The sequence below is a fragment of the Streptomyces sp. AC555_RSS877 genome (assembly GCF_019049245.1).
Lineage (GTDB): Bacteria > Actinomycetota > Actinomycetes > Streptomycetales > Streptomycetaceae > Streptomyces.
The window spans coordinates 1-14,797 of record NZ_JAGMUK010000059.1; the positions used below are offsets into that span (position 1 = coordinate 1).

Below are 14,797 nucleotides of genomic sequence, written 5' to 3' on the forward strand. Positions count from 1 at the left end.
ACCGCACGCGACTGGGAAGCCGCCGACCGCGAGGGCCGCTCCCTGACCCCCCTGATCACCCGGCTCAACACGATCCGGCGCGCACACCCGGCCCTGCGGCAGCTGCGTGATCTCCACTTCCACCACGCGGACCAGGAAGCGGTGATCGCCTACTCGAAGCGGAGCGGTTCGAACACGGTTCTGGTGGTCGCCAACCTCGACCCCCACCACACCCAGGAGGCGACGGTCTCGTTGGACATGCCGCAACTCGGCCTGGAATGGCACGAGTCGGTGCCGGTGCGCGACGAGCTCACCGGTGAGACCTATCACTGGGGCAGGGCCAATTATGTGCGCCTCGAACCGGGCACCCGGCCCGCGCACATCTTCTCGGTTCTGCGACCGTCCACCCCGCAGATCGGAGGGTCACCCACATAATGATCGTCAACGAGCCCGTCCACGACACCTTCGAGGACACCCCGGCCAAGGACCGGGACCCCGAGTGGTTCAAGCGCGCCGTCTTCTACGAGGTCCTCGTCCGCTCCTTCCAGGACAGCAACGGTGACGGCGTCGGCGACCTCAAGGGCCTGACCGCGAAACTCGACTACCTGCAGTGGCTGGGGGTCGACTGTCTGTGGCTGCCGCCGTTCTTCAAGTCACCCCTGAGGGACGGCGGATACGACGTCTCGGACTACACCGCCGTCCTGCCCGAGTTCGGCGACCTCGCCGACTTCGTGGAGTTCGTCGACGCCGCGCACCACCGCGGCATGCGCGTCATCATCGACTTCGTCATGAACCACACCAGCGACCAGCACCCCTGGTTCCAGGAGTCCAGGAAGGATCCGGACGGCCCCTACGGCGACTACTACGTGTGGGCCGACGACGACAAGCAGTACCAGGACGCGCGGATCATCTTCGTCGACACCGAGGCCTCCAACTGGACCTTCGACCCGATCCGCAAGCAGTACTACTGGCACCGCTTCTTCTCCCACCAGCCCGACCTCAACTACGAGAACCCGGCGGTGCAGGAGGAGATCATCTCCGCACTGCGGTTCTGGCTGGACCTGGGCATCGACGGCTTCCGGCTCGACGCGGTGCCGTACCTGTACCAGGAGGAGGGCACCAACTGCGAGAACCTTGCGGCGACCCACGAGTTCCTCAAACGGGTCCGTAAGGAGATCGACGCCTCCTACCCGGACACGGTGCTGCTGGCGGAGGCGAACCAGTGGCCGGAGGACGTCGTCGACTACTTCGGCGACTACCGAAGCGGCGGCGACGAATGCCACATGGCGTTCCACTTCCCGGTCATGCCGCGCATCTTCATGGCGGTGCGCAGGGAATCGAGGTATCCGGTGTCGGAAATCCTCGCGAAGACCCCGGCCATTCCGTCGAACTGCCAGTGGGGCATCTTCCTGCGCAACCATGACGAGCTGACCCTCGAAATGGTCACCGACGAGGAACGCGACTACATGTGGGCGGAGTACGCCAAGGATCCCCGCATGCGCGCCAACATCGGCATCCGGCGGCGGCTGGCACCGCTGCTGGACAACGACCGCAACCAGATCGAGCTGTTCACGGCTCTGCTGCTGTCCCTGCCGGGCTCGCCGATCCTCTACTACGGCGACGAGATCGGCATGGGCGACAACATCTGGCTCGGCGACCGCGACGCCGTACGCACGCCGATGCAGTGGACCCCGGACCGCAACGCGGGCTTCTCGTCCTGCGACCCGGGACGGCTCTACCTGCCCACGATCATGGACCCGGTGCACGGCTACCAGGTGACGAACGTCGAGGCGTCGATGGCCTCCCCGTCCTCCCTGCTGCACTGGACCCGCCGCATGATCGAGATCCGCAAGCAGAACCACGCCTTCGGTCTGGGGTCCTACACGGAGCTGCCCTCCTCCAACCCGGCGGTGATCGCCTTCCTCCGGGAGTACGAGGACGACCTCGTGCTGTGCGTGAACAACTTCTCGCGGTTCGCGCAGCCGACGGAGCTGGATCTGAGCGCGTTCAACGGGCGGCATCCGGTCGAGCTGTTCGGTGGGGTCCGTTTTCCGGCCGTGGGTGATCTGCCGTACCTGTTGACTCTCGGCGGACACGGGTTCTACTGGTTCCGGCTCCGCAAGGACGCGGCATAGCCGCTCAGCGACCGGCTCAGCCCGGCCGAACCCCGGGCGGGTCGGTTTCCCCCGCCCCGCCCGGGGCACGCATCAGTAACACCCCGCCCACCCGGGGAAAGGACGCGACGCCATGTCGGAAGCCGTCACCCGTAACGCCACGACACATCCCGGCCTCCTTGCGTCACTGGACCCACTGCTGCGGGAGTGGCTGCCGCGGCAGCGCTGGTTCGCGGGCAAGGGCCGCCCGGTCACCGGGTTCTCCCTGGTGGCCGCCACCGAGCTGCTGCCGCCGACGGCGAAGCAGGGCCTCTACCACCTGCTGGTGCGTGCCCACCAGCCCCTCACCCTCGGCAGCCCGCCGCATCCCGGTGACTGCTACCAGCTCCTCATAGGCGTGCGCGAGGCGCTGCCGCCCCGGCTGGCGCCCGCGCTGATCGGCCACGTCGAGGAGGGCCCGCTCGCCGGACAGACGGTCTACGAGGCCCTGCACGACTCCCGGCCCGCCGAACTGCTCCTGGAGGCCGTGCGCTCGCAGGCCCGCATCGGCGGCCTGCGCTTCGACCGCGACCCCCACCAGGAGATCCGGGACGGGCTCGTGCCCCGGGTGATGACCGCCGAGCAGTCGAACTCGTCGATCGTCTATGGAGATACGTTCATCCTGAAGCTGTTGCGCCGGATCGTGCCCGGCACCAACCCCGACCTCGAGCTGCCGCTGGCCCTCGCCCAGGAGGGCTGCCCTCGGGTGCCGGCACCCACGGGATGGCTGCGGGCCGAGCTGTCCGGAGAGTCGTACGTCCTCGGCGTCCTCCAGCCGTTCGTGCAGGGCGCCTCCGACGGCTGGGAGCTCGCGCTGCGGGAGCTGGCCAAGAGCGAGGACTTCAGCGCGGAGGCCCGGTCACTGGGGCGGGCCACCGCCGAGGTGCACACCGCGCTCGCCCGGGCGCTGCCCACGGCCACGATCGGTCACACCCAGCTCCAGCCGCTGGTCGAGGGCATGATCGAGCGCCTGGAGGCGGCCGCGCAGGCGGTGCCCGCGCTACGGCCGCACGCGCCGGGGCTGCGCTCCGCGTTCACCGCGATGGCCGACCTGGCCGCCGAGGGCCGTACCTGGACCGCGCAGCGCATCCACGGCGACCTGCACCTCGGCCAGTGCCTGCGCTCGCCGGCCGGCCAGTGGTCGCTGATCGACTTCGAGGGCGAGCCATCGAAACCGCTCGCCGAACGCCGGATGCCACAGCCGACCGCCCGGGACATCGCGGGCATGCTCCGCTCCTTCGACTACGCGGCCCACTCCGCCGACCAGCCGGTGCCGGGCTGGGCCGATGCGTGCAGGGCGGCGTACTGCTCCGGGTACGCGGAGGTCAGCGGCGTCGATCCGCGGACCGACCCGGTGCTGCTGCGCGCCTACGAGACGGACAAGGCGATCTACGAGGTCGTCTACGAGGCCCGCCACCGCCCCGACTGGCTCCCCGTGCCGATGGCGGCCATCGAGGGCTATGTGACCACCGACCTGATCTGACCGTCTGACCGACCGGATCTGCCGACCGGATCCGCCGACCAGACTTTTCGCCGAGGAGGCCTCGCCAGTGACCCCCCGCACCCCGTCCAGCGGTTCGGACCCGAAGAAGACCGCTGCGCAAGCCGCGAAGAGTGTGAAGAAGGCCGCGGAGAAGGCGACCGCGCCCAAGGAAGCGGTGAAGAAGGCGGCGGCGAAGAAGACCACCGCCGAGAAGACGGTGACGAAGAAGACCACGGCGAAGAAGGCGACTCCGACGGCCAAGAAGGCGACCACGAAGAAGGCCGGGACGAAGAAGACCGCCCCGGCGAAGATCACCGCGACGAAGGCCGCCCCGGCGAAGGCCACCACCAAGAAAGCCGCCGCCAAGAAGGCCGTCACCAAGAAAGCCACCGCGAAGAAGGCTGTCGCGACGAAGGCCGTCACGGACAAGGTCACCGCCCCGGTCCCCGTCCCGCCGTCGGAGACAGCCGTGGCCGTCTCCCCCGCCGTGGACGCCGGTGACCGCGAGCGCCTGCTCACCGGCACCCACCACGCCCCGCACTCCGTGCTCGGCGCCCATCCGGTGCCCGGCGGAGTCGCCTTCCGCGCGTTGCGGCCGTACGCGCTGGCCGTCACGGTCGTCGCCGGGGATCTGCGGGCCGAACTGCACGACGACGGTGACGGATTCTTCTCGGGCCTGCTGCCACTGCGGGACGTCCCGGCGTACCGCCTCCTGGTGGCGTACGAGGAGGCGGTCCAGGACGTCGAGGACGCGTACCGCTTCCTGCCCGCGCTGGGCGACCTCGACCTGCACCTGATCGGGGAGGGCCGGCACGAGGAGCTGTGGACGGCGCTCGGCGCCGAGCCGATGACCCACCAGGGTGTGGCCGGCACCCGCTTCACGGTGTGGGCGCCGAACGCGCGGGGCGTGCGGGTGGCCGGCACCTTCAACTTCTGGGACCCGACCGCGTATCCGATGCGTTCGCTCGGCGGCACCGGCGTGTGGGAGTTGTTCGTGCCCGGCGTCGGTGAGGGCGAGCTGTACAAGTTCGAGCTCACCCGCCAGGACGGCTCCCGGACCCTGCGCGCCGACCCGCTGGCCCGCCGTACGGAGGTCCCGCCCGCCACCTCCTCCGTCGTGCACGCCTCGCACCACGAGTGGCACGACGAGGAGTGGCTGGCGCGCCGCGCGGACGCCCCCGCCCACGAGGCCCCGTTCTCGGTGTACGAGATCCATCTGCCGTCCTGGCGACCGGGCCTGACGTACCGCCAGCTGGCCGAGCAGCTGCCGGCGTATGTCAAGGACCTCGGGTTCACCCATGTCGAGCTGATGCCGGTCGCCGAGCATCCCTTCGGCGGCTCCTGGGGCTACCAGGTCACCGGCTTCTACGCCCCCACCGCCCGCCTGGGCACCCCCGACGACTTCAAGTACCTGGTCGACGCGCTGCACCAGGCCGGGATCGGCGTCCTGATGGACTGGGTGCCGGCGCACTTCCCGCGCGACGCCTGGGCGCTGGCCGAGTTCGACGGACGCCCGCTGTACGAGCACGAGGATCCGCTGCGGGCCGCCCACCCCGACTGGGGCACCCTGGAGTTCGACTACGGCCGCCGCGAGGTGCGCAACTTCCTGGTCGCCAACGCCGTGTACTGGTGCGAGGAGTTCCACATCGACGGCCTGCGCGTGGACGCGGTCGCCTCGATGCTCTACCTCGACTACTCCCGCGAGGCCGGCCAGTGGACGCCGAACGAGCACGGCGGCCGGGAGAACCTGGACGCGGTGGCGTTCCTCCAGGAGATGAACGCGACCCTGTACCGGCGGGTGCCGGGCGTGGTGACGATCGCGGAGGAGTCCACGGCCTGGGACGGCGTCACGCGCGCCACCCACCACATGGGCCCGGGGGGCTTCGGCGGACTCGGCTTCGGCCTGAAGTGGAACATGGGCTGGATGCACGACTCGCTGGACTACGTGAGCCACGAGCCCGTCCACCGCAAGTACCACCACGGCGAGATGACCTTCTCCATGGTGTACGCCTACAGCGAGAACTACGTGCTGCCCATCTCCCACGACGAGGTGGTCCACGGCAAGCGTTCGCTGGTGTCGAAGATGCCGGGCGACTGGTGGCAGCAACGCGCCAACACGCGCGCGTATCTGGGTTTCATGTGGTCCCACCCGGGCAAGCAGCTCCTCTTCATGGGTCAGGAGTTCGCCCAGGGCGCCGAATGGTCCGAGGCCCACGGCCCCGACTGGTGGCTCCTCGACCCGGCGTACGGGGCGGAGTCCGACCACCGGGGCGTCCGTGACCTGGTCCGCGACCTCAACACCGTCTACCGGCACACCCCGGCGCTGTGGCAGCGGGACACCGACCCCGCCGGCTTCCAGTGGGTCGTCGGTGACGCGGCCGAGGACAACGTCTTCGCGTTCCTGCGCTACGACGCGCAGGGCAACCCCCTGCTCGCGGTCTCCCACTTCTCCCCCGTCATCCGCCACGACTACCGTCTCGGCGTCCCGGACGACGTCCCGGCCTGGTACGAGGCCCTCAACACGGACGCCGGGAGGTACGGCGGCAGCGACGTCACGAACCCCGACGCCATCAAGCCGGAGGCCCAGGGCTGGCACGGCCGCCCGGCGAGCATCCGGCTGACGCTGCCGCCCCTGTCGACGGTGTGGCTGCGGCCGGCCTGAGCCGGAAAGGGCTGGGCGCCCGGGTTCTCCTTCTGGAGGGAGAACCCGGGCACCTGAGTTTTTCAGGGCGCCGTCACCGCAGAGGGAAGCCCATCCTGAGGGTGTGTCTGGTGTGTCAGTCCTCCCTCTTGCCGGCGTGCATCAGACGGCGCAGCACCGCCCGCAGTCCCCTGGCGTGACCGTCCCCGCCATGTGTGCCGTGCGTGCCGTGAGCGGCGGGCGTCACTTCCGAGCGGGGCGAGGGCAGTGCACCGGTCGCCAGCTCGTACCGGACCGGCAGCAGTCGCAGCCCCCGGACCACGGGCCCCGATCGCCAGGGCAACTGGTCTGGGGGAAGGGTCAGTTCGGCCTTGGTGAAGTGGTCGAAGACACGTCCCACGGCCGTCGTCACGATCAGCCCGCCCAGTTCGCGTGCCGCGCTGGGGCACTGGTGCGGTCCGGCGCCCCACCCGAGGTGAGCCCGTGTGGAGACCGCGGGACCGACCAGGTGGGAGGAGCCGAGAGCCCGCAGGTCCCGGTGAGCTGCCGCCGCGGACGGTGAGACCACCTCCCCGGCCCGCACCCAGAAGTCGCCCAGCCGGACGTCCCGCGCGGCGAACCGGAAACACATGTTGGCGACCGGCGGATTCGCCAGCGCGGCCCGGTTGACCGTCTCGCCCAGCTGCCCGGCGGACAGGCTGCGGCGGACCGTCGCGTTGCCGCGCAGTACCTCCAGCAGCACGTTGAGGACCATGTTGCCGGTGATGTCGTTCAGGTAGACGGCGTTCATGAACAGCTCACGCCCGAGCTGTTCGTCGCTCAACTCCGGGTCGGCGAGCAGCATGTACGACGTGAGATCGTCGCCGGGGCGGGCCCTGCGATGGGCGGCCAGCCGGGTGAACGCGGCCAGCGCGCGGCCGGTCGCGGGGCCCGCGTCCGGCCCGCCGTCCAGCATCCGCCACAGGTCCATGACGAGGTCGTCGCCTAGTTCGACGGGGCAGCCGAACAGCTTGGTGGTCACCATGAGCAGCAGCGGCCGGGTGTACTGCGCCCCGAGGTCGGCGAAGCCCGACGAGCCGGACTCCGCCGCCAGCATCCCGACGAGCTCGTCGGCGTAGCGCGCGACCGCGGCCCGCAACTCCCAGCCCTCGGGGCTGCGGGCGTCCTGGAAGGGGCCGAGGGCCGCGTGGTGGGTGCGGCGGGCCGCCCGGTGCTCCTCGTCGTCCATGAACATCATCTGCCGTACCTCGTAGCCCGCGAGCAGCGGCCACTCGCGCGGCAGCCGCCCCTCGGCCCGGGCCCGCCAGTACCGGACGTCCCGCCGCCACTGGCTCTCGTTCCTCAGCACCTCCATGACCTCGGGGTAGCCGAGCGCCAGCCACACGGGGACGCCCGCCAGACCGACGGGTGCGACCGGCCCGTACGTGCGCCGCAGCCGCTCGTACACCGCACCGGGGTCGGCGTCGAACTCGGAGGTGAGCAGCGGTTCGACGGACAGCGCCGCGAGGGTGGGGCTGCCGGCCGGTGCGGTGGGGTGCGACTGGGCTTCCATACCGCCACGCTTACCGCACCGACCGTGCACGTGCAGTGACCACGTCACGAACTGTTACGGCTCCTACACGATCCGGTGGCCCGGAACCCGGTTCTCCCCGAGCGCCTCGGCCAGCGGCCCCGGCAGGTGCCCGGTGTGCAGCACCCCGAGCCGCTGGGTCGCCCGGGTCAGCGCGACGTACAGGTCGCTCGTGCCGTACCGCGCCGGCTCGACCACCAGCACCGAGTCGAACTCCAGGCCCTTCGACTGCCGGGGGTCGAGGAGGACGACGGTCCGGGTCAGGTCGGGCTCCGCGCCCGCCGTCACTCCGTCCAGCCGGGCGGCCAGCGCGCGGTGCAGGTCGCGCGGGGCGATGACCGCGAGGCGGCCCTCGGCCGGGGCGAGTTCCCCGACCGCCTTGGCCACCGCTCCGGGCAGGTCGTCGGTGGCGCGCACCCAGGGCCGAGCCCCTGTCGACCGCACGGAACTCGGGGGCTCGAAGCCGGGGTGCTCGGCGCGTACGACGGCGGCCGCCACGTCCATGATCTCGGCCGGTGTGCGGTAGTTGACGCCGAGGCGGGTGTGCTCCCAGCGGTCCTCGACGTACGGCTCCAGGATCCCGGCCCAGGAACCGACACCGCCCGCCTCCGACGTCTGGGCCGGGTCGCCGACCAGGGTCATCGAGCGGGTCGGGCTGCGCCGCATGAGCAGCCGCCAGGCCATCGGCGACAGCTCCTGCGCCTCGTCGACGATGATGTGCCCGAACGCCCAGGTGCGGTCGGCCGCCGCGCGCTCGGCGGCGCTGCGGTGGTCGTCCTCCTCGTGGCGTTCGGCGAAACGCTCCGCGTCGATGATGTCGTGCGCGGACAGGACCTCGGAGTCCTCCTCGTCCTTGTCGTCGAACTCGTAGGTGCGAGAGGCGTACGAGACGTCCAACACGCCCTGCGCGTAGGCGACCTGGTTCTCCCGCTCCCGCTCGGCGCGCGCCCGCGCCACCCGGTCGTCCTCGCCGAGCAGTTCCGCCGCCTCGTCCAGCAGCGGTACGTCCGCCACGGTCCACGCCCGTGTCACCGGGCGGCGGATGGCGGCGGCGTCCTCCTCGCCGACGTACCCCTCGGGTGCCGCGAGGAAGTCCGCGACCAGGCGCTTCGAGGTCACCCTCGGCCACAACCGGTCGATCGCCGACCAGACTTCGGGGTTCTCGGCGAGGTCGTCGCGGATCTGGGTGATGTCGCTCGGGTCCAGCAGGTTGGAGCCGTCGTACGGGTCCGTGCCGATGCGCTCGGCGACCATGTCCGTGAGGGTGTTGAGGATGTGGCCCTCGAAGTGCTCGCGTGCCGCGTTGTGCTGGAGTCCGGCGGCCCGGGTGCGTTCACGGGCCATGTTCACGAGGTCGTCGTCCAGCATCAGGATCTCGCGGTCGTGCTCGATCGCGATCACCGGGTCGGGCAGCGCCTGCCGGTCGCGTACGACGGCGGCGAGGACGTCCGCCATGTCGGCGCGACCCTTCACGGCGGCCGCCTCGGGCGGGTCGGTCGCGCGCGCCTTCACGCCGGGGAACAACTCTCCGACCGTCGCCAGCAGTACGCCGGTCTCGCCGAGCGAGGGCAGGACCTCGCCGATGTAGCCGAGGAAGGCGGGGTTGGGGCCGACGATGAGAACGGCCCGTTTGGCGAGCAGTTCCCGGTGCTCGTAGAGGAGATAGGCGGCCCGGTGCAGGGCGACCGCCGTCTTGCCGGTGCCGGGCCCGCCCTCCACGACCAGCACGCCCCGGTGGGGCGCGCGGATGATCTCGTCCTGCGCGGCCTGGATGGTCTGCACGATGTCGCTCATCCGGCCGGTGCGCGCGGAGTTGAGCGCGGCGAGCAGCACGGCGTCGCCGCTCGGGTCCTCGTGGCCGGTGCGGGTGGCGTCGCCGAGATCGAGGATCTCGTCGTGCAGGGCGGTGACCCGGCGGCCCTCGGTGGTGAGGTGCCGGCGCCTGCGCAGACCCATCGGGGTGTGGCCGGTGGCCAGGTAGAAGGGGCGGGCGACGTCCGCCCGCCAGTCGATCAGGATCGGCGTGCGCTCGGCGTCGTCGGTGCGCAGGCCGATCCGGCCGATGTGGTGGCTGACGCCCGAGGTGAGGTCGATCCGGCCGAAGCAGAGGGAGCCGTCCACCGCGTTGAGCGCGGCCAGCAGTCCCGAGCGTTCGGCGACCAGGATGTCCCGTTCGAGGCGGGCCTGCATGGGCGTGTTGCCCTGGGCGAGCGCGTCCGTGACGGAGCCCTCGGTGTCGCCGCGCAGGGCGTCGACGCGCACATACAGCCCGTCGACGAATTGCTGTTCCTGCCGCAATTCGTTGTCTTCACTTTGGGGAAAACCGGTGTTTGACAATTCCGCTCCCGCCCGGATACACTGTGTTCACTGAACTTCTTTGCGACTCGATTATGCGAACTCGCGAACCATTCAATATACGCAAACAAATCCCCCGAGCGCAATTGCTCGGGGGATTTCTTCATGCCGTACGCGGCTCAGAGCACGTCGGCCAGCTCTTCCAGCAGGCGCCGCTTGGGCCGGGCCCCCACCATCGCCTTCACGGGCTCGCCGCCCCGGAACACCATGAAGGTCGGCATCGACAGCACCTTGTACGCGTTGGTGGTCTCCGGGTTGTGGTCCACGTCCAGCTGGACCACCTTGAGCCGCTCCCCCTCCTCCGCGGCGAGGGCACTGAGCACCGGCCCCATCTGCCGGCACGGCGGGCACCAGTCGGCGGTGAACTCCACCAGCACCGGCAGCTCCGCCCCGATCACCTCCGCCTCGAAGTCCGCGTCCGTCACCTCGGCCACACCCGCCGCCTTGATCACTCGAGGTTCCTCCCCAGTTCGCACACCGGCTCCGGACCCCCCGGAACCTCCGCCTCGGCCGCCAGTTCGTCCCGCGCCCGCTCGGCCCTCTCCAGCTGCGCCCCGACTTGAGCGCGCACCGCCTGCAGCTCACCGATCAGCTCGTCGAGCTCCGACAGCTTGCGCCGGTAGACGGCGAGCGACGCCGGGCACGAGTCGCCCTCCGGGTGCCCGGCCCGCAGGCACTCCACGAACGGCCGCGTCTCCTCCAGGTCGAACCCGAAGTCCTGCAGCGTCCGGATCTGCCTCAGCAGCCTCAGGTCGTTCTCGTCGTACGTCCGGTATCCGTTGCCGCCCCGCCGCGCGGGAAGCAGCCCGCGCGACTCGTAGTAGCGCAGCGTCCGGGTCGTGGTCCCGGCCCGTGCGGCCAGCTCGCCGATTCGCATGTGGACGACCGTAAGGCTTGACGCCGACGTCAAGGCAACAGCGGTTTGCGCTCCACCGGGGAGGTCAGCACGATCGACGTCGTCGTACGGCCCAGGGCGGAGATCTCCTCCAGGACCCCCTCCAGGTGGACGGTGTCCCGGACGGCGACCTTGAGGAACCAGCAGTCCTCGCCGACCACGTGGTGCACCTCGGTGATCTCGGGACGCTCCATCAGCTCCAGGGTCCTGGGGTGCTTCAGGGTGTACCCGCCGTGCGGGTTGACGCGGATGAACGCCTGGATGCCGTAGCCGAGCCGGGCCGGGACGACCCGGGCGCCGTAACCGCTGATCACGCCCGCGCCCTCCAGCCGCCGCACCCGCTCGGTGACCGCCGCCGGGCTGAGGCGGACCCGGCGGCCCAGCTCGCTGAGCTTGATCCGGCCGTCGGTCTGGAGGAGCTCCAGGATCTGCCGGTCCAGCGCGTCGAAGGCCACCGACGTTTCGTCGGCGGCGGCGCGCAGATGCCGTGGTTCTTTCGGTGTGGCGGCCGGAACTCCCATGGTTCCCCCTTCAGTGCGTGCGTGTACGCCGGGAGAATTATGGTCATGGAAAAGGCACGAGAGGTATTGGTCATCGGCGGCAACCGCTATTTCGGCAAGCGGCTGATCGCGCGTCTGCTGGCCGCCGGAGAGCGGGTCACGGTCCTCAATCGCGGCTCTTCCCCTCCTCCTCCCGGAGCGATTCATCTGGTCGCCGACCGCAATGACGAGATATCCCTCACCGAAGCACTCGGTTCCCGCACCTTCGACGTCGTCGTCGACCAGGTCTGCTACACCCCGCGCCAGGCGGCGACCGCCCGCCGGGTCTTCGCCGGCCGGACCGGGCGCTATGTGATGACCTCGACGGTCGAGGTCTACGAGCACGAGGACTCGGCCACGCTCGTACGCGAGGACGCCGTCGACCCGACGACCGTCCCCGTCGACCTCGAACTCCCCTGGGAGGAACCGGAGTTCCAGGAATCCCACTACGGCGAGGGCAAGCGGCAGGCGGAGGCGGTCTTCGCGGCCGGCCCGGACTTCCCGTACGTGTCCGTGCGCGTGGCCCATGTGCTGGGCGGCGCCGACGACTTCACCGGACGGCTCCAGCACTACGCCGACCGCATCCGCACCGGCGAGCCGATCGCCGTGCCGGCCGGGAACCGGCCCGCCACCTACGTCCACGTCGAGGAGATCGCCGACTTCCTGGCCTGGGCGGCGGGCGCGGACTTCACCGGGCCGGTCAACGCGGCCTCCGACGGCGTGCTGACCACCGAAGAGCTGTGCGAGGCGGTGGCTGCGCACTTCCCGGACGGGAAGACGGTCTGGCACCCCGTCGAGGTCGGCGAGGTCTCCCCGTTCTCCTTCGCCCGCTCCTACGGCATGGACAACTCCCGGGCCGCCCGGCTCGGTTTCGCCTTCGGTGACGTACGGCGGTGGCTGCCGGGGGCCGTGGCCGACACCCTCGGAAGGGGTGGCAACTGACATGCGGTACCGCACACTTGGCGACCTGCGCGTGAGCGCCGTCGGGCTGGGCGCGATGCCCCTGTCCATCGAGGGCCACCCGGACGAGCCGCGCGCCCTGGCCACCGTGCACGCGGCGCTCGACGCGGGCGTGACCCTCCTGGACACGGCGGACTCCTACCACCTGCCGGGGGCGGCGCCCGGCCACAACGAACTGCTGGTGGCTCGCGCACTCGCCGCGTACGGCGGTGACACGTCCGGCGTGCTGGTGGCCACGAAGGGCGGCCGGGGCAGACCTGCCGACGGCGACTGGACGGTGGACGGCGGCGCACGGCATCTGAAGTCGGCCGCCGAGGCCTCCCTCAAGCGGCTCGGCGTGGAGGCGATCGGCCTCTACCAGCTGCACAAGCCCGACCCGGCGGTGCCCTTCGAGGAGTCGGTCGGCGCCCTGCGCGAACTGCTCGACGAGGGCAAGATCCGGCTGGCAGGGGTGTCCAACACGGACGTCGGGCAGATCCGGACGGCCCGCGACATCCTCGGGGACCGGCTGGTCGCGGTGCAGAACCGGTACTCGCCGGCCGTACGGGACAGCGAGGCGGAGCTCACGCTGTGCGCGGAGCTGGGCCTGGCGTTCCTGCCGTGGAGTCCGCTCGGCGGCATCTCGCGCAGCTCGCTGGACGGGCCGTCGCGGCTTGTGGGCCCCCGGCGCTTCGGCTCCTTCCACGACGTGGCGGCCGAGCGCGGGGTCAGTCCCCAACAGGTCTGCCTGGCCTGGCTGCTGGCGAAGTCGCCGGTCGTGATCCCGATCCCGGGAGCGAGCCGCCCGGAGACGATCCGGGACTCGGCGGCCGCGGCGGACCTGGTGCTGGACGCGGCGGAACTGGCCCGCCTGGACGAGGCCGCCCGCCGCCCGTGACACGGCTCAGCCCGGCGGGGAGCCGCCCCGTGTCCGCCGGGGTCTGTGGCGGACGGTGAGCGGCTGCGCCCGGTTCAGCGAAGGTCCTCCACACCGGACAGCTCGCACCACTGCCGGGCGGCGTCCGGGCGCCCGGTCAGCAGCAGGAGCAGTGCGGCGATCGGGCCGCGGACCTCTTCGCCCTCCCCGCGCGTCCACACGACGTCGGTGGCGACGAGCCGGGCGTTCGGCAGCGGCCAGGGGCGGGGCGGCACCCGCATGGTCCACACCCGGTCGGCGGCGTCACGCGCGGCCGCCGGGGGCATCGCGCGCCGGCGGCCGAGGGCGAGGGCGATGTCCTGGCCGTGCACGAGGAGGTCGAGGAGGGGCTCGCGGGGCGAGGTGGTCGGCGCGAGGCGGCGGGAGCCGACGATCGCGCGGAGGTTGGCGGCGATCTCGGCGACGGGCAGCTGGGCCTCGCGGACCGCCGAGTCGTGGATCATCCGGTCGAAGTCACCTCGGGCGTGGACGAACTCCCTCAGGACGGCCCGGTAGCTGAAGCGCGCCGCGAGGGTCAGATGCGCGGCCACGTCCCGCACCCGCCAGTCCCCGCACCGCGTGGGCGTCTCCCACTCCTCGGGGCTCAGCCCCTCCAGCAGGTCGGCCAGGCTCGCCCGCTCCCGGTCGACGATCTGCCAGCGCTCGTCGGTCCCCAGCACTGCATTCATGGGCATCACCCACTCAAGTGGTAAGCTTCTCTGACCAAATTAGTCAGAGGCTCTGACCAAAGTCAAGCAGGAGGGCGGGAGGCGTCGGCCATGGTGGCGGAGAGCGAGCTCAACACGGGCGTGCTCCTGTTCCTTCCTTACCGGGCCCTGGAGAACCGGGTCTTCACCGCGCTCGCCGAGGCCGGCTTCGACGACTTCACGCCCGCCCAGGCCCGGGTCATGCAGCGCATCGGCCCGAACGGCACGAGGCTGACCGAGCTGGCCGAGCAGGCCCAGATCACCAAGCAGACCGCGGGCTTCCTGGTCGACCAGCTGGAGAAGGCGGGCTACGTCACCCGCGTACCGGACCCCACGGACAAGCGGGCCCGCCTGGTGTGCGGGGCGGCGAAGGCATGGGCGGCCAAGGAGGTCGCCGACGCCGTGGTCGCCGAGGTCGAGCGGGAGTGGGAGTCACACCTCGGCAAGCGCCGCATGAAGCAGCTGCGGGAGGCGTTGACGGCGTTGCGGGAGATCACGGATCCATGGGCGTGACCGCGCGCCGGGCCCACTAGGGCTGCCTGCTGCGGCAGGGCCCTGAGGTGGGCGCTCAGGCTCGACGCGGTCGGCGGCGGCAGCGGAAGAGGCGGGGCCCCCCCGCC

At 71.1% G+C, this 14,797-nt stretch carries 13 protein-coding genes; 7 read left to right on the plus strand and 6 right to left on the minus strand.

Annotation, left to right across the window (positions count from 1 at the left end):
- The 4 genes from KUM49_RS25520 to glgB form a co-directional block, all read left to right on the plus strand.
- A partial coding sequence (locus KUM49_RS25520) for an alpha-glucosidase C-terminal domain-containing protein (RefSeq protein WP_217239285.1) occupies positions 1 to 414 on the plus strand: 414 nt, incomplete at its 5' end.
- On the plus strand, positions 414 to 2,114 hold the full coding sequence (gene treS / locus KUM49_RS25525) for a maltose alpha-D-glucosyltransferase (RefSeq protein ID WP_217239286.1): 1,701 nt from the start codon (positions 414 to 416) through the stop codon (positions 2,112 to 2,114). The genes KUM49_RS25520 and treS, both read left to right, overlap by 1 nt.
- Positions 2,115 to 2,226: 112 nt before the next feature.
- Positions 2,227 to 3,615, plus strand: a complete 1,389-nt coding sequence (locus tag KUM49_RS25530) for a phosphotransferase (protein ID WP_217239287.1) — start codon at positions 2,227 to 2,229, stop codon at positions 3,613 to 3,615.
- Positions 3,616 to 3,682: 67 nt separating this feature from the next.
- Complete coding sequence (gene glgB, locus KUM49_RS25535) at positions 3,683 to 6,277, plus strand: 1,4-alpha-glucan branching enzyme (protein ID WP_217239288.1); 2,595 nt, start codon at positions 3,683 to 3,685, stop codon at positions 6,275 to 6,277.
- Positions 6,278 to 6,392: 115 nt separating this feature from the next.
- On the opposite strand, the gene KUM49_RS25540 is transcribed toward glgB, so the two are convergent.
- From KUM49_RS25540 to KUM49_RS25560, 5 genes are all read right to left on the minus strand, one after another.
- Positions 6,393 to 7,808 (minus strand): cytochrome P450, encoded by a 1,416-nt coding sequence (locus KUM49_RS25540; protein ID WP_217239289.1) that lies wholly within the window; start codon positions 7,806 to 7,808, stop codon positions 6,393 to 6,395.
- 63 nt (positions 7,809 to 7,871) lie between these two features.
- Positions 7,872 to 10,124 carry an AAA family ATPase gene (locus KUM49_RS25545; RefSeq protein WP_217239290.1) on the minus strand — a complete coding sequence of 751 codons (2,253 nt, stop codon included), beginning with the start codon at positions 10,122 to 10,124 and terminating at the stop codon, positions 7,872 to 7,874.
- 176 nt (positions 10,125 to 10,300) lie between these two features.
- Positions 10,301 to 10,615 carry a co-chaperone YbbN gene (locus KUM49_RS25550; RefSeq protein ID WP_217239501.1) on the minus strand — a complete coding sequence of 105 codons (315 nt, stop codon included), beginning with the start codon at positions 10,613 to 10,615 and terminating at the stop codon, positions 10,301 to 10,303.
- Between the two features lie 14 nt (positions 10,616 to 10,629).
- Positions 10,630 to 11,058, minus strand: coding sequence for a MerR family transcriptional regulator (locus KUM49_RS25555; RefSeq protein WP_217239291.1), 429 nt, complete (start codon positions 11,056 to 11,058; stop codon positions 10,630 to 10,632).
- Between the two features lie 29 nt (positions 11,059 to 11,087).
- Positions 11,088 to 11,597, minus strand: a complete 510-nt coding sequence (locus KUM49_RS25560; RefSeq protein WP_254401781.1) for an Lrp/AsnC family transcriptional regulator — start codon at positions 11,595 to 11,597, stop codon at positions 11,088 to 11,090.
- 45 nt (positions 11,598 to 11,642) lie between these two features.
- Between KUM49_RS25560 and KUM49_RS25565 the strand changes: the two genes are divergently transcribed.
- A complete protein-coding gene (locus tag KUM49_RS25565; RefSeq protein ID WP_374200199.1) occupies positions 11,643 to 12,557 on the plus strand; it encodes an NAD-dependent epimerase/dehydratase family protein in 915 nt (304 codons plus the stop codon).
- A gap of 1 nt (position 12,558) precedes the next feature.
- Positions 12,559 to 13,452, plus strand: coding sequence for an aldo/keto reductase (locus tag KUM49_RS25570; protein WP_217239293.1), 894 nt, complete (start codon positions 12,559 to 12,561; stop codon positions 13,450 to 13,452).
- Positions 13,453 to 13,526: 74 nt separating this feature from the next.
- Here the strand turns inward: KUM49_RS25570 and KUM49_RS25575 are convergent, their stop codons facing one another.
- Positions 13,527 to 14,165, minus strand: a complete 639-nt coding sequence (locus tag KUM49_RS25575; RefSeq protein ID WP_217239294.1) for a maleylpyruvate isomerase family mycothiol-dependent enzyme — start codon at positions 14,163 to 14,165, stop codon at positions 13,527 to 13,529.
- An 84-nt stretch (positions 14,166 to 14,249) separates the two neighbouring features.
- On the opposite strand from KUM49_RS25575, the gene KUM49_RS25580 reads away from it, so the two are divergent.
- Entirely contained in the window at positions 14,250 to 14,690 is a 441-nt protein-coding gene (locus tag KUM49_RS25580) for a MarR family winged helix-turn-helix transcriptional regulator (protein ID WP_217239295.1), read from the plus strand.
- The last annotated feature ends 107 nt before the right edge of the window (positions 14,691 to 14,797 follow it).

What these genes read in the sequence shown, in the direction of transcription:
- KUM49_RS25540 (WP_217239289.1), bottom strand. Translation starts at nt 7,808, where the DNA reads ATGGAAGCCCAGTCGCACCCCACCGCACCGGCCGGCAGCCCCACCCTC.
- KUM49_RS25570 (WP_217239293.1), top strand. Translation starts at nt 12,559, where the DNA reads ATGCGGTACCGCACACTTGGCGACCTGCGCGTGAGCGCCGTCGGGCTG.
- KUM49_RS25530 (WP_217239287.1), top strand. Translation starts at nt 2,227, where the DNA reads ATGTCGGAAGCCGTCACCCGTAACGCCACGACACATCCCGGCCTCCTT.
- treS (WP_217239286.1), top strand. Translation starts at nt 414, where the DNA reads ATGATCGTCAACGAGCCCGTCCACGACACCTTCGAGGACACCCCGGCC.
- KUM49_RS25580 (WP_217239295.1), top strand. Translation starts at nt 14,250, where the DNA reads ATGGTGGCGGAGAGCGAGCTCAACACGGGCGTGCTCCTGTTCCTTCCT.
- KUM49_RS25560 (WP_254401781.1), bottom strand. Translation starts at nt 11,597, where the DNA reads ATGGGAGTTCCGGCCGCCACACCGAAAGAACCACGGCATCTGCGCGCC.
- KUM49_RS25575 (WP_217239294.1), bottom strand. Translation starts at nt 14,165, where the DNA reads ATGCCCATGAATGCAGTGCTGGGGACCGACGAGCGCTGGCAGATCGTC.
- KUM49_RS25565 (WP_374200199.1), top strand. Translation starts at nt 11,643, where the DNA reads ATGGAAAAGGCACGAGAGGTATTGGTCATCGGCGGCAACCGCTATTTC.
- KUM49_RS25555 (WP_217239291.1), bottom strand. Translation starts at nt 11,058, where the DNA reads ATGCGAATCGGCGAGCTGGCCGCACGGGCCGGGACCACGACCCGGACG.